At 71.1% G+C, this 13,175-nt stretch carries 10 protein-coding genes; 2 read left to right on the top strand and 8 right to left on the bottom strand.

Annotated features, from left to right (window positions below):
* Nucleotides 1-136 precede the first annotated feature (136 nt).
* The 7 genes from ACWD4G_RS04725 to iolC form a co-directional block, all read right to left on the bottom strand.
* Nucleotides 137-1,054, bottom strand: coding sequence for an ABC transporter permease (locus tag ACWD4G_RS04725; protein WP_451290724.1), 918 nt, complete (start codon nt 1,052-1,054; stop codon nt 137-139).
* Entirely contained in the window at nt 1,051-3,726 is a 2,676-nt protein-coding gene (locus ACWD4G_RS04720) for an alpha/beta fold hydrolase (protein ID WP_451290723.1), read from the bottom strand. The genes ACWD4G_RS04725 and ACWD4G_RS04720 overlap by 4 nt, the downstream gene beginning before the upstream one ends.
* Nucleotides 3,727-4,180: 454 nt before the next feature.
* Nucleotides 4,181-5,683 (bottom strand): CoA-acylating methylmalonate-semialdehyde dehydrogenase, encoded by a 1,503-nt coding sequence (mmsA, locus tag ACWD4G_RS04715; RefSeq protein WP_451290722.1) that lies wholly within the window; start codon nt 5,681-5,683, stop codon nt 4,181-4,183.
* A 16-nt stretch (nt 5,684-5,699) separates the two neighbouring features.
* A complete protein-coding gene (gene iolD / locus ACWD4G_RS04710) occupies nt 5,700-7,640 on the bottom strand; it encodes a 3D-(3,5/4)-trihydroxycyclohexane-1,2-dione acylhydrolase (decyclizing) (RefSeq protein WP_451290721.1) in 1,941 nt (646 codons plus the stop codon).
* Complete coding sequence (gene iolB / locus ACWD4G_RS04705) at nt 7,637-8,467, bottom strand: 5-deoxy-glucuronate isomerase (RefSeq protein WP_451290720.1); 831 nt, start codon at nt 8,465-8,467, stop codon at nt 7,637-7,639. Before iolB ends, iolD begins: the two co-directional genes overlap by 4 nt.
* A gap of 19 nt (nt 8,468-8,486) precedes the next feature.
* Nucleotides 8,487-9,365, bottom strand: a complete 879-nt coding sequence (locus ACWD4G_RS04700; RefSeq protein WP_451290777.1) for a Cgl0159 family (beta/alpha)8-fold protein — start codon at nt 9,363-9,365, stop codon at nt 8,487-8,489.
* A gap of 65 nt (nt 9,366-9,430) precedes the next feature.
* On the bottom strand, nt 9,431-10,381 hold the full coding sequence (gene iolC, locus ACWD4G_RS04695; protein ID WP_451290719.1) for a 5-dehydro-2-deoxygluconokinase: 951 nt from the start codon (nt 10,379-10,381) through the stop codon (nt 9,431-9,433).
* A 125-nt stretch (nt 10,382-10,506) separates the two neighbouring features.
* Here iolC and ACWD4G_RS04690 point away from each other — a divergent pair, with 125 nt between their 5' ends.
* Both ACWD4G_RS04690 and ACWD4G_RS04685 read left to right on the top strand, forming a co-directional pair.
* On the top strand, nt 10,507-11,424 hold the full coding sequence (locus tag ACWD4G_RS04690; protein WP_451290718.1) for a sugar phosphate isomerase/epimerase family protein: 918 nt from the start codon (nt 10,507-10,509) through the stop codon (nt 11,422-11,424).
* Nucleotides 11,425-11,752: 328 nt separating this feature from the next.
* Nucleotides 11,753-11,953 carry a helix-turn-helix transcriptional regulator gene (locus ACWD4G_RS04685; RefSeq protein WP_451290717.1) on the top strand — a complete coding sequence of 67 codons (201 nt, stop codon included), beginning with the start codon at nt 11,753-11,755 and terminating at the stop codon, nt 11,951-11,953.
* Nucleotides 11,954-11,998: 45 nt separating this feature from the next.
* On the opposite strand, the gene ACWD4G_RS04680 is transcribed toward ACWD4G_RS04685, so the two are convergent.
* Entirely contained in the window at nt 11,999-13,060 is a 1,062-nt protein-coding gene (locus ACWD4G_RS04680) for a zinc-dependent alcohol dehydrogenase family protein (RefSeq protein ID WP_451290716.1), read from the bottom strand.
* Between the last annotated feature and the right edge of the window lie 115 nt (nt 13,061-13,175).

Genomic DNA, 13,175 nt, shown 5'->3' with positions numbered 1-13,175 from the left:
GTCGCCTTGCTGGTGGCGACCTGTTGTGACTGTGACGGTCGAGGGGGCCCGGATGTGCGGTACGGGCGGTTGCGGATGGGTTGCGAAGCGGCCACGGTGGGCGGCCGTCGAGACCGGTGGGTGATCCTCCGTTGACCTAGGAGACGACGTCCTTGCTGCCGAAACCCCTGAAGGCCAGGGCGAACAGGATGAGCGCGTACGTTATCGAGAGGGAGGCGCCCTGGATCATGTCGGAGTAGTCGGGCTGGGGCTGGACGACGTCGAGCCAGGCGTACTGCCAGTGCGCGGGGACGAAGTCGCGCCAGTCGCCGAGGGCGGTGACCTCGTCGAGGACGCTGCCGATGATGGTGAGGCCGACGGCTCCGCCGACCGCGCCGAGGGGGGCGTCGGTGCGGGTGGAGAGCCAGAACGCCAGGGCGGCGGTGACCAGTTGGAAGACGAAGGTGTAGCCCACGGTGATCAGCAGGGCCTGCAGGGCGGTGCCCGTGGACAGTTCACCGCCGGTGGGCAGTTGGAGCGGGCCCCAGCCGTAGGCGATCGAGCCGATGACCAGGGCGATCACCGGGAGCAGGACGATCGCGGCGAGGCTGAGGGTGAGGCCCACGACCAGCTTCGACCACAGCAGTCGGGCGCGCGGTACGGGCGCGGCGAGGAGATAGCGCAGGGAGGACCAGCTGGCCTCCGAGGCGACCGTGTCCCCGCAGAACAGGGCGACGGGGATGACCAGCAGGAAGCCCGCGGCGGCGAAGAGGTTCACCGCGGCGAAGTTCGCGCCGGACGCCGTGGCCGTGTCCATCAGGTTGACCCGGTTGCCGCCCTCGCCGGGGCTGCCGAGCTGGAAGGCGATCACCAGGATGATCGGCAGGGCGAACAGCACCCCGCCCATGACCATCGTGCGGCGGCGCTTCAACTGCCGGACCAGCTCGACCCTCAGGGGGAGGGTGCGGGCGGCGCGGTAGCCGTCGGCGACCTCGACGGGGGGCTTCGCGGGGCCGCCGTCCTGGCCGGAGGCACCCGTTTCGTCGCGTTCGGCGCGCTCGGCCAGCGTGCTCATGCGGACTCTCCGATCAGGGTGAGGAAGGCGTCTTCGAGGCGGCGGTGGGGGCCGACCGACTCCACGGGGACCTCCAGCCGTACCAGCTCGGTGACCAGGGCGCGGGCGCTGCCGGTCGGGCCGAGGCGGACGACCAGGCCGTCGTCGGTGCGCAGGGCCGACTCGACGCCGGGCAGGGCGGCGACCTTTTCGACGACGGGCTCCTCCACGGGGACGGAGGTGCCGACGAGCAGGGTGTCGCCGGAGCCGACGATCTCGCCGACCGGGCCCGCCTGGACGAGCTGTCCGTGGTCCATGACGACCAGGTGGGTGCAGGTCTGTTCGACCTCGGCCAGAAGATGGCTGGAGACGATGACCGTACGGCCGGCCGCCGCGTAGCGGATCATGACCTCGCGCATCTCGCGGATCTGCGGCGGGTCGAGTCCGTTGGTCGGCTCGTCGAGGATGAGCAGATCGGGCAGGCCGAGCATGGCCTGGGCGATGGCGAGGCGCTGGCGCATGCCCTGGGAGTAGGTGCGCACCGCGCGGGCGAGGGCGTCGCCGAGACCGGCGATCTCCAACGCCTCCTCCATGTGGGCGTCCTCCGGCGGGCGGCCGGTGGCCTGCCAGTACAGCTCCAGGTTCTCGCGGCCGGAGAGGTGCGGGAGGAAGCCCGCGCCCTCGACGAAGGCGCCGACCCTAGACAGTACGGGTGCGCCCGGCACGATCGCGTGGCCGAAGACACGGATCTCGCCGGCGTCCGGGCGGATCAGGCCCATGAGCATGCGCAGGGTGGTGGTCTTGCCCGCGCCGTTCGGCCCGAGCAGGCCGAGGACCTGGCCCTTCTCCACCCGGAAGGAGAGATCGCGGACGCTGTAGCGGTCGCCGTTCGCGTACTTCTTGCTCAGATCCGTGATCTGCAGCGGGACTTCGGCGAGTGCCGGGTCGGCCGGGGCCGGGACCACCGTGCGGCGGCGGCCCGTGATCAGCAGCGCGGCGGCGATCAGCGCGCCCGTGAGCGGCAGGTACCAGACCCAGGCGGGCAGCGTGCCCGCCTGTTCGGCGTCGGCCAGCGGCGTGGGCACCTCCAGGTCGCCCTTGAGGGAGACGGTGTACGTCGCCGGGGCGACCGGGGAGGCGTAGCCGAGGTCGGTGGAGGCGAGGACCAGACGGAGGCGGTGGCCGTCGTCCAGGTCGTAGTCGATGGCCGGGAGCGTGAGCTTCACGTCCTTGCCGGACCTGGCGCCCTCCACCCGGACGGGTTCGACGAGTTGGGAGGGCAGGACCTGGGAGCGGCCGTCCGGGCCGACGTCGTAGACCTTGGCGAAGAGGACGGCGTCCTCGCTGGTCGACTTGACGTGGACGGTCGCCGTGGGCGAGCCGGTGATCTGGAGATCGTCGGCGAACGGCTTCGACTCGAACGCGGCGAACTGGCCGGGGAAGTCCAGGGAGATGCTGACGCCGAGCGAGGACAGCTGGGAGAGACCGCCCGCCGCCGCGCCGAGGCCGGGGAGGGCGGAGACGGCGGGCGGGTTGGCGCCGGCCGGGTTGGTGACGGTCTGCTCGCGGCCCGTGAGAGCGATCGACCGCTGGTCGCTCTCCAGGCCCGGGTAGGTGTCGTCCGTCGTCCCGGCCAGGCGGGTCTCGCCGTCGTTGGAACCGGAGCCGAGGGTGCGGGTGACGCGGAACGCCGAGCCGGTGTCGGCGGACTTGTCGTCCTTCAGATAGCGGTCGAACCAGGCGGTGACGCGTGACTGGACGCGGTCCGTCTCCATGTCGCCGCCGTCGTGGCCGCCGGAGATCCAGTCGACGTCCACGGGGGCGCCGCCCGCCTTGATCGCCTTGGCGGCGGCGTCGGCCTGGGCCAGCGGGAACAGGGAGTCGGTCTGGCCCTGGAGGAGAAGCGTCGGCACCTTGATACGGTCGCCGACCGCCTCGGGGCTGCGCTCATCGAGGAGCTTGACCGCCTCCGCGTCCGGTTCACCGCTCTCGGCGACCCGTTCGTACATCTCGCACAGCTGCTCCTCGAACTTCTCGCAGCCGCCGCCGGTGTTGAAGAAGATGCCGGCCCACAGCTTCTTGTAGACGCCGTTCGGGAACAGGGCGTCCGACAGGTTCCAGTACGTGATCGCCGGGGCGATGGCGTCCACGCGGTCGTCGTAGCCGGCGGCCAGCAGCGAGATCGCTCCGCCGTACGAGGCTCCGGCCGCGCCCACGCGGGGGTCGCCGTCCTTGTCCAGCTCCACCTCGGGGCGCTTCGCCAGCCAGTCGATCAGCCGGGAGACATCCGCGACCTCGGCCTTCGGGTCGTTCAGGCCGATCTTGCCGGTGGACTCGCCGAAGCCTCGGGCCGACCAGGTCAGTACCGCGTAGCCGTCGCGGGCGAGGTTCTCGGCCTGGGTGCGGACGTCATCCTTGCTGCCGCCGAAGCCGTGGCCGAGGAGGACGGCGGGGCGGCGGGCGTCTGCGTTCGCCGCGCCCGCTGTGTCCGCCGTGAAGTACGAGGTGTCTATGCGGACGCCGCCGTCCATCGTCATGAGCTGGTCGGTGCGGGTGACCGGTACGGCCTCGTCGGAGGCGGTGGCCGTCCATGTGCCGGCCCCGGCGAGCACCACGACGGTGGCTGCGGCGGCGATGGTCCGTCGTGGCCTCCGGGTCAGCGCTCGGCGGAGGCCGGGCAGTCGAAGATCCATGCGTCAACGGTACGGGGCGGGGGTGTGGGCCCGGGGCCGTCTTCGGGGGGAGGTGTGGGCCATCCCACGGTCGTACGGGGGGAATTCGGCATACAGCGGGTGCGGTATGTGGGGAGCCGACAGCAACCTGATAAGTGGGGGTTCGGGTCGGGGTTCCTCGCCCCCGCCGCCCCTACCCGTCCCATCCACAGGGGCTGCGCCCCTTTGACCCCCGAGGGGGTGGGTGGGTCGGGTGCGGGCGGGTGGGGGCTTGTCGCGCAGTTCCCCGCGCCCCTGAAAAAGCGGCCTGCGGCCGGCTTTTTCATCGGCCCGGCGGGCCGGATAAAAGCGGGGCGCAGCCCCTGCTTTTCAGGGGCGCGGGGAACTGCGCGAGCAACCCCCACCCGCCCGCACCCGCCGACGTACCCGGACCCCCGAGCTCTCGCGCGGGGGCCCGGCACTGCAGCGGAGCGATTCAGTGGTTGCGCGGGAAGCCCAGGTCCACGCCTGACGGGGCGTCGGCCGGGTCGGGCCAGCGGGTGGTGACGACCTTGCCGCGGGTGTAGAAGTGGGTGCCGTCGTTGCCGTAGATGTGGTGGTCGCCGAAGAGGGAGTCCTTCCAGCCGCCGAAGGAGTGGTAGCCCACCGGGACCGGGATCGGGACGTTGACGCCGACCATGCCGGCCTCGACCTCCAGCTGGAAGCGGCGGGCGGCGCCGCCGTCGCGGGTGAAGATCGCGGTGCCGTTGCCGAAGGGGGAGGCGTTGATGAGGGCGATGCCGTCGTCGTAGGTGTCGACGCGCAGCACGGTCAGCACCGGGCCGAAGATCTCGTCCTGGTAGGCCTTCGCCGTGGTCGGGACCTTGTCCAGCAGCGAGATGCCGATCCAGTGGCCGTTCTCGTAGCCGTCGACCGTGTAGCCGGTGCCGTCCAGCACCACTTCCGCTCCCTCGGCCGCCGCGCCTGTGACGTAGGACGCCACCTTGTCGCGGTGGACGGCCGTGATCAGCGGGCCCATCTCGGAGGTGGGGTCGTTGCCCGGGCCGATCTTGATCTTTTCGGCGCGTTCGCGGATCTTTTCGACCAGTTCGTCGCCGATCGCGCCCACGGCCACGACCGCCGAGATCGCCATGCAGCGTTCGCCCGCCGAGCCGTAGGCGGCCGACACGGCGGCGTCGGCGGCCGCGTCCAGGTCGGCGTCGGGGAGGACCAGCATGTGGTTCTTGGCGCCGCCCAGGGCCTGGACCCGCTTGCCGTTCGCGGAGGCCGTGGTGTGGATGTAGCGGGCGATGGGCGTCGAGCCTACGAAGGAGACCGCCTTCACGTCCGGGTGCTCCAGGAGGCGGTCCACCGCCACCTTGTCGCCGTGGACGACGTTGAAGACGCCGTCCGGGAGGCCCGCCTCCGAGAGGAGTTCGGCGATCTTGATGGACGCCGAGGGGTCCTTCTCCGAAGGCTTCAGCACGAAGGTGTTGCCGCACGCGATCGCGATCGGGAACATCCACATCGGGACCATCGCCGGGAAGTTGAACGGCGTGATGCCGGCCACGACACCGAGCGGCTGGCGGATGGAGGAGACGTCCACGCGGGTGGCGACCTGAGTGGACAGCTCGCCCTTGAGCTGGACGGTGATGCCGCAGGCCAGGTCGACGATCTCCAGGCCGCGCGCGACCTCGCCGAGGGCGTCCGAGTGGACCTTGCCGTGCTCGGCGGTGATCAGCTCCGCGATCGCGTCGCGGTTGGCGTCCAGCAGCGCGCGGAAGCGGAACAGGATCTCCGTGCGCTTCGCCAGCGAGGACTGGCCCCAGGTCGCGAAGGCTTCCTTTGCCGTCGCGACGGCCGTGTCGACCTCGTCGACGGTCGCGAACGCGACCTGCGTGGTGACCGCGCCGGTCGCCGGGTCCGTGACCGGCCCGAACGTACCCGACGCGCCTTCGACGGTCTTGCCGCCGATCCAGTGGTTGACGATCTTCGTCATGCCGAGAAACTCCTTCTTACAGATGGCGGCGTCGGGCAGAGACGTGCCGGTCGTACTCCTCGCGGGCCTTGACCGCCGACGGACGCGTCGCGGTCTCGGCCACAGGAACATCCCACCAGGCCTGCGCCGGAGGCGGGCCCGACACAGTGTCGGCCGTTTCGGTCTCCACGTAGACACAAGTGGGGGTGTCGGCGGCCCGCGCCTCGGCGAGGGCCGCTCGCAGCTCGCGTACGGTCTTGGCGCGCAGCACCCGCAGGCCGAGGCTGGCCGCGTTGGCGGCGAGATCGACCGGCAGCGGGGCGCCCGTGAAGGTGCCGTCGTCGGAGCGGAAACGGTACGCGGTGCCGTAGCGCTCGGCGCCGGTCTCCTGGGAGAGGCCGCCGATGGACGCGTAACCGTGGTTCTGGATGATCAGCACCTTGATCGGCACGTTCTCCTGGACGGCCGTGACGATCTCGGTCGGCATCATGAGATAGGTGCCGTCGCCGACCAGCGCCCATACCGGGCGGCCGGGGGCGGCCATCCGGACGCCGATCGCGGCCGGGATCTCATAGCCCATGCAGGAGTAGCCGTACTCCAGGTGGTACTGGTCGCGTGACCGGGCCCGCCACAGTTTGTGCAGGTCACCGGGGAGGGAACCGGCCGCGTTGATCAGGATGTCGGACTCGTCGACCAGTTCGTCGAGGAGGCCGAGGACCTGGGCCTGGGTGGGCCGGGTGTCGGGCTCGTCGGCCTCGTAGCAGGCGTCGACGCGGTGCTCCCAGCGCTGTTTGTCCTCGCTGTACTCGGCGACATACGCGTCCGGGACGCGGTGGCCGTGCAGTTCGAGGGCCTGGTTCAGCTCCTCCAGCGCGGAGCGCGCGTCGGCGATCAGCGGCAGGCCGGAGAGCTTGTGACCGTCGTAGGCGGCGATGTTGAGGTTGAGGAAGCGGACGCCGTCGGCGGCGAAGAGGGTGCCGGAGGCGGTGGTGAAGTCCGTGTACCGGGTGCCGACGCCGATCACCAGGTCGGCGGTGCGGGCCAGTTCGTTGGCGGTCGCGGTGCCGGTGTGGCCGATGGCGCCGACGTCCTGAGGGTGGTCGTAGCGCAGGGAGCCCTTGCCCGCCTGGGTGGACGCCACCGGGATGCCCGTCGCGTCGGCGAGTTCGGCGAGGGCCTCCTCCGCGCGGGCGTGGTGGACACCGCCGCCGGCGACGATCAGGGGGCGGCGGGCCTCGCGGACCGCCCTCACGGCGGCGGACAGTTCGGTGGGGTCGGCGGCGGAGCGGCGTACCGTCCAGGTCCGCTCGGCGAAGAACTCCTCCGGCCAGTCGTACGCCTCGGCCTGCACGTCCTGCGGGAGGGCAAGCGTCACGGCGCCGGTGTCGACCGGGTCGGTGAGCACGCGCATCGCCTGGAGCGCGGCCGGGATCAGGGCCTCGGGGCGGGTGATCCGGTCGAAGTACTTCGACACCGGGCGCAGGCTGTCGTTGACGCTGATGTCACCGGCGTACGGCACTTCGAGCTGCTGCAGGACCGGGTCGGCCGGGCGGGTGGCGAAGATGTCGCCGGGGAGCAGCAGCACCGGGAGGTGGTTGATGGTGGCGAGGGCGGCGCCGGTGACGAGGTTCGTCGCGCCGGGGCCGATGGACGTCGTCACCGCGTGCGTGGACAGGCGGCCCGACTGGCGGGCGTAGCCGACCGCCGCGTGCACCATCGACTGCTCGTTGCGGCCCTGGAGGTACGGCATGTCGTCGGCGTACTCGATCAGCGCCTGGCCGAGGCCGGCGACGTTGCCGTGGCCGAAGATGCCCCAGGTGGCGCCGATCAGCCGCTGCCGCTCGCCGTCGCGTTCGGTGTACTGGGCGGCGAGGAAGCGGACGAGGGCCTGGGCGACGGTCAGCCGCGTGGTTCCGGCCGTCCCTGTCGTCTTCGTGGTTCCCGTGGGCCCGTTGGTTCGTGTGGTCCCCGTGGTCATCGGTAGCCCTCCGTGTGGTCGGGGTGGAAGCAGATCCGCCACTGGCGCTCGGGGCCGGGTCCTGCCATCACGTTCAGGTAGTACATGGAGTGGCCGGGCTGCGCGATGGACGGCCCGTGCCAGCCGTCGGGGACGAGCACGGCGTCACCGGAGCGGACCTCGGCGAGCACCTCCGAGCCGCCCTCGCGGGACGGGGAGACACGCTGGTAGCCGAAGCCGTGCGGGCCGTCGATCTCGAAGTAGTAGATCTCTTCGAGTTCCGTCTCCTCCCCCGGCCGGTTCTCGTCGTGCTTGTGGGGCGGGTACGAGGACCAGTTGCCGCCGGGGGTGATCACCTCCACGGCGATCAGCTGGTCGCACTCGAAGGCGTCGGCGGAGGCGAAGTTGCGCACCTGGCGGGCGCAGTTGCCACTGCCTCGGTCCTCGACGGGGACCTCCGGCGCGGGGCCGTAACGAGCGGGGAGTCGTCGCTCGCACCTCGCTCCTGCCAAAGCGAAGCGGCCTCCCGCACCGGAGGCGATCTGTACCCGGGAGTCGCGGGGCGCGTACACGAAGTCGGAGACTCCGGCGAACACGCTCTCCCGGCCCAGGATTTCAAACTCTGTTGTCTCGGTGGTTTCCGTTACCCGAATCGTGCAGGAGCCGTTCAGGGACAGCACGATCCACTCGCTGTCCTCGGTGGTGAAGGTGTGGCTGCCGCCCGCTTCGAGTTCGACGATCCGCAGACTGCTGTGGGTCCAGCCGGCCCGCTCGGGGTCGATGTCGACGGCGTACTGAGCGCGCGCGGTCGCCCCCTTCGGGACGTACAGCTCGGTCTTCTGTGTCATACGGGGTGTCATACGGCCCTCACAGCAGTCCTACGGCGGTGTCCACGGCGGCGGCCACGTCGTCGTCCGCCGGGTAGAGCAGCGAACGGCCGACCACCAGGCCCTGGACGGTGGGCAGTCGCAGCGCACTCCGCCACTTCTCGTACGCGCCCTCCTGGTCGTCGCCGACCTCGCCGCCCAGGAGTACGGCCGGGAGCGTCGATGTCTCCATGACGCGCGCCATGTCGTCCGGGTTCTCGGTGACGGGCAGCTTCAACCAGGTGTACGCCGAACTGCCGCCGAGGCCGGCCGCTATGGCGATCGACTTGGTGACCGCCTCCGCGCCCAGGTCGTTCCTGACCTTGCCGGTGACGGGGTCGCGGCGGCTGAGGAACGGCTCGACGAAGACGGGGAGCCTGCGTTCGGCCATGGCGTCCACGGCTCGGGCGGTGGATTCCAGGGTGGTGAGGGAGCCCGGGTCGTCGTAGTCGATGCGCAGCAGGAGCTTGCCGGCGTCGAAGCCGAGGCGCTCGATGTCCTCGGGGCGGTGGCCGGTGAAGCGGTCGTCGAGTTCGAAGCTCGCTCCCGCGAGACCGCCGCGGTTCATCGAGCCCATCACGACCTTGTTGTCGAGGGCGCCGAGAAGGAGCAGGTCGTCGAGGATGTCGGCGGTCGCGAGGACGCCGTCGACGCCGGGGCGGGAAAGCGCCAGGCACAGCCGTTCGAGCAGGTCGGCGCGGTTGGCCATGGCCAGCTTGCGGTCGCCGACGGCGAGGGCGCCCCGGGCGGGGTGGTCGGCGGCCACGATCATCAGGCGGCCGGAGTCACCGATCAGGGGGCGGCGGGTACGGCGGGCCGCCGCTTCGGCGACCGCTTCGGGGTGGCGGACCCGGGTGCGGACGAGGGCCGAGATGTCGATGGGGCTGAGGGGGCCGCCGGGGGCGGGGACAGTCGCCGAAGCCAGGCGGCCCGGGTCGGTGGTGGTCACAGGACCGCCCCCGCCTCGACCGCGGCCTCGATCTCCTCGGGGGTCGGCATCGCCGAGGAGCACTCCAGGCGGGAGGCGACGATCGCGCCGGCCGCGTTGGCGTTGCGCATGATCGTCTCCAGGTCCCAGCCGGCGAGGAGGCCGTGGCAGAGGGAGCCGCCGAAGGCGTCACCGGCGCCGAGGCCGTTCAGGACATTGACGGGGAGCGGCGGGACCTCGGCGGACTCGCCCTTGCTGTTGACGGCGAGGACGCCCTTGGGGCCCTGCTTGACGACCGCGAGTTCGACCCCGGCGTCGAGGAGGGCGCGGGCGGCGGCCTGCGGTTCGCGTACGCCGGTGGCGACCTCGACCTCGTCCAGGTTGCCGACGGCGACCGTCGTGTGGCGCAGGGCCTCCTCGTAGAAGGGGCGGGCCTCGGCCGGGTCGGTCCAGAACATGGGGCGCCAGTCGAGGTCGAAGACGGTCGTCCCCGCCTTGGCGCGGTGGGCGAGGGCCGCGAGCGTCGCCGTACGGCTGGGCTCCTCACTGAGGCCGGTGCCGGTCATCCAGAAGATCCGGGTGTCGCGGATGGCGTCGAGGTCCAGCTCGTGGGCGTCGATCTCCAGGTCCGGGGCCTTGGGGCGGCGGTAGAAGTACAGCGGGAAGTCGTCCGGCGGGAACACCTCGCAGAACGTCACCGGCGTCGGCAGCCCGGGGACCGGGGTCACCCAGCGGTCGTCGACGCCGAAGTCGCGCAGTGCCTGATGGAGGTACTCGCCGAAGGGGTCCTCGCCCGTACGGGTGATGACGGCGGTGGTGCGGCCAAGGCGGGAGGCGGCGACCGCGACATTGGTCGCCGAGCCGCCGAGGAACTTCCCGAAGGACGTCACCTGCGGCAACGGGACCCCCGTCTGCAACGGGTACAGGTCCACTCCGATCCGCCCCATGGTGATCAGGTCGTACGCCATCGAGTTCCCTTCACGCTCCGGTTCCGTAAAGGTCTAGCCCTGTCGGAGCGACCCTGTCAATACTTTGTCCAGACATTCGGACTACCTATTGACACGCTTCGCTTCCCGGGCTGAAGCTGACGCCCATGACGTCGTTGTCACCTCAGTCCTCACTTTCCCGCATCAGGATCGGCTCGGCGCCGGACTCCTGGGGCGTATGGTTCCCCGACGACCCTCAGCAGGTCCCCTGGCAGCGCTTCCTCGACGAGGTCGCCGCGTCCGGTTACGAGTGGATCGAGCTGGGCCCCTACGGCTATCTGCCGACCGACCCCGCGGTCCTCCGCGAGGAGACCGAGAAGCGTGGCCTGAAAGTGTCGGCCGGCACGGTCTTCACCGGGCTGCACCACGGCCCCGACGTCTGGGAGAAGACCTGGGCGCACGTGGCCGACAACGCGGTGCTCGCCCAGGCGATGGGTGCCAGGCACCTCGTCGTCATCCCGTCCTTCTGGCGGGACGACAAGACGGGCAAGGTGCTGGAGCCCAGCGAACTGACGGTCGAACAGTGGCGCCACCTCACCCAGCTGACCGAGCGGCTCGGGCGGGAGGTGCGGGAGAAGTACGGCCTCCAGATCGTCGTCCACCCGCACGCCGACACACATATCGACAGCGAGGAGAACGTCGTCCGCTTCCTGGACGGCACCGACTCCTCCGTGGTGTCGCTGTGCCTCGACACCGGGCACTACGCCTACTGCGGCGGCGACAGCGTCAAGCTGATCGAGACCTACGGTGAGCGGATCGGGTACCTCCACCTCAAGCAGGTCGACCCCGAGATCCTCGCCGAGGTCCGGGCCAACGAGATTCCGTTCGGGCCGGCCGTCGCCAAGGGCGTGATGTGCGAGCCGCCGAAGGGTGTGCCCGAGATCGGGCCGGTGCTGAGCGCTGCCGCGAAGCTGGATGTCGACCTGTTCGCGATCGTGGAGCAGGACATGTATCCGTGCGCGCCGGACACTCCGCTGCCGATCGCTCAGCGGACTCGGGCGTTCTTGAGGTCTTGCGGGGCGTAGGCGCTCCGCTGGGGGCGGGGTACCGGGTAGCTCCGCTGGGGGCCGGGTGCTGGGTAGCGTCGGGGGACTGCGGATTTGATGCAGGCTGCGGGATCGTCGTGGCTGGTTGCGCAGTTCCCCGCGCCCCTTTTGGGGCGCGGCTGATGTGAACCTTTGTCACAGGTGTCACGTATGCGTGCGGCTTGTGTCACAGGGAGTCGACAGCGAGCCTCCCCTGATCACTCTCCGGCGTTGAGCGGGCGCAGGTTTGTGATCGTCAGCGCGTGTCCGGCTCCCCCTACGGCCCTTCCGGTCGTCGCCGTGGTGCGCGCTCAGGGAGGTGCCATTGATGGCCGACCGTTGCCTCTGGTCGTACAAGGACATCGCGGCGCACATCCGTGTGCAGCCCGACACCGTCCGCTCGTACCGCAAACACGGGTTGCTGCCGCCGCCGGACCAGGTCGAGGGCGGCAAGCCCTTCTGGTACGCCGACACCATCCGCGCCTGGGTCGCCGCCAGACCGGGCAACCGCAACCGCAGGCCCGAGTGACCCTCCTCCCGCTGGTTCTTACGCGCCGCGCCCCGCAGGGGCGGGTCAGGTCCAGGGTTCGATGACCGTCACGCCGCTGCCGGGGGTCGTGTCCATGGCCGCGAGGGCCGCCGGGGTCGCGTCCAGCGGGATCGCCGAGGTGACCAGGAGGTCCGGGCGGAGAATGCCCGCGCGGACGGCTTCCAGCATCTCCGGGTAGGCGTGGGCCTGCATGCCGTGGCTGCCGAGCAACTCCAGCTCCAGGGCTATCGCTCGGGCCATGGGGACGGGGGTCGTGCCGTCCGGGGTGGGGAGGAGGCCCACCTGGATGTGGCGGCCTCTGCGGCGGAGGGAGTTGACGGAGGCCGCGCAGGTCGCCGGGGAGCCCAGGGCGTCCAGGGAGACATGGGCTCCGCCGCCGGTCAGGTCGCGTATCGCCTCCGCCGTGTCCGGTTCGTCCGATCCATTCGGTGCGGCGGACGCGTCCACGCAGTGCGCCGCGCCGAACTCGCGGGCCAGGTCCAGGGCCTGGGGCGAGACGTCGACCGCGATCACCCTCGCGCCCGAGGCCGCCGCGATCATCACCGCCGACAGGCCCACACCGCCGCAGCCGTGCACCGCCACCCACTCCCCCGCCCTGACCCGGCCCTGCGCCACGACCGCGCGGTACGCCGTGGCGAAACGGCAGCCGAGCGCCGCCGCCGTGCCGTACGACAACGCATCGGGCAGCGCCACCAGGTTCACCTCGGCGTGGTCCAGCGCCACGTACTCGGCGAAGGAGCCCCAGTGGGTGAAGCCCGGCTGGGTCTGGCGCTCGCACACCTGCTGGTCGCCGGCCGCGCAGGACGGGCACGTTCCGCAGGCGCAGATGAAGGGGACGGTGACGCGGTCGCCGGGGTGCCAGCGGGTCACCGCGGCGCCGACGGCCTCGACCACTCCGGCGAGTTCATGGCCCGGGACGTGCGGGAGCGTGATGTCCGGGTCGTGGCCCATCCAGCCGTGCCAGTCGCTTCGGCAGAGGCCGGTCGCCTCCACGCGTACGACCACGCCGCGGGGATTCGGGTGCGGGTCCGGGACGGTCCGCACCTCGGCCGGCTCCCCGAACCGCTCGAACACCACCGCGCGCATGTGTCTCACCTTTCGATGGGGGGTGCCGTTTGTGGCTGCCCCCTGGGTGGGGCTTTGGGCAGCATGTCACTGTCCGTGTGCGATTTTCTCGCCCCCGCCGCCCCTACCCGTCCCA

The sequence above is a fragment of the Streptomyces sp. NPDC002643 genome (assembly GCF_053592555.1).
This window is presented reverse-complemented; position numbering and strand designations above follow the sequence as displayed.

Coding starts and splice junctions, on each gene's coding strand:
- ACWD4G_RS04690 (WP_451290718.1), top strand. CDS start 10,507: ATGACGTCGTTGTCACCTCAGTCCTCACTTTCCCGCATCAGGATCGGC.
- iolD (WP_451290721.1), bottom strand. CDS start 7,640: ATGACCACGGGGACCACACGAACCAACGGGCCCACGGGAACCACGAAG.
- ACWD4G_RS04685 (WP_451290717.1), top strand. CDS start 11,753: ATGGCCGACCGTTGCCTCTGGTCGTACAAGGACATCGCGGCGCACATC.
- mmsA (WP_451290722.1), bottom strand. CDS start 5,683: ATGACGAAGATCGTCAACCACTGGATCGGCGGCAAGACCGTCGAAGGC.
- ACWD4G_RS04720 (WP_451290723.1), bottom strand. CDS start 3,726: ATGGATCTTCGACTGCCCGGCCTCCGCCGAGCGCTGACCCGGAGGCCA.
- iolB (WP_451290720.1), bottom strand. CDS start 8,467: ATGACACAGAAGACCGAGCTGTACGTCCCGAAGGGGGCGACCGCGCGC.
- iolC (WP_451290719.1), bottom strand. CDS start 10,381: ATGGCGTACGACCTGATCACCATGGGGCGGATCGGAGTGGACCTGTAC.
- ACWD4G_RS04680 (WP_451290716.1), bottom strand. CDS start 13,060: ATGCGCGCGGTGGTGTTCGAGCGGTTCGGGGAGCCGGCCGAGGTGCGG.
- ACWD4G_RS04725 (WP_451290724.1), bottom strand. CDS start 1,054: ATGAGCACGCTGGCCGAGCGCGCCGAACGCGACGAAACGGGTGCCTCC.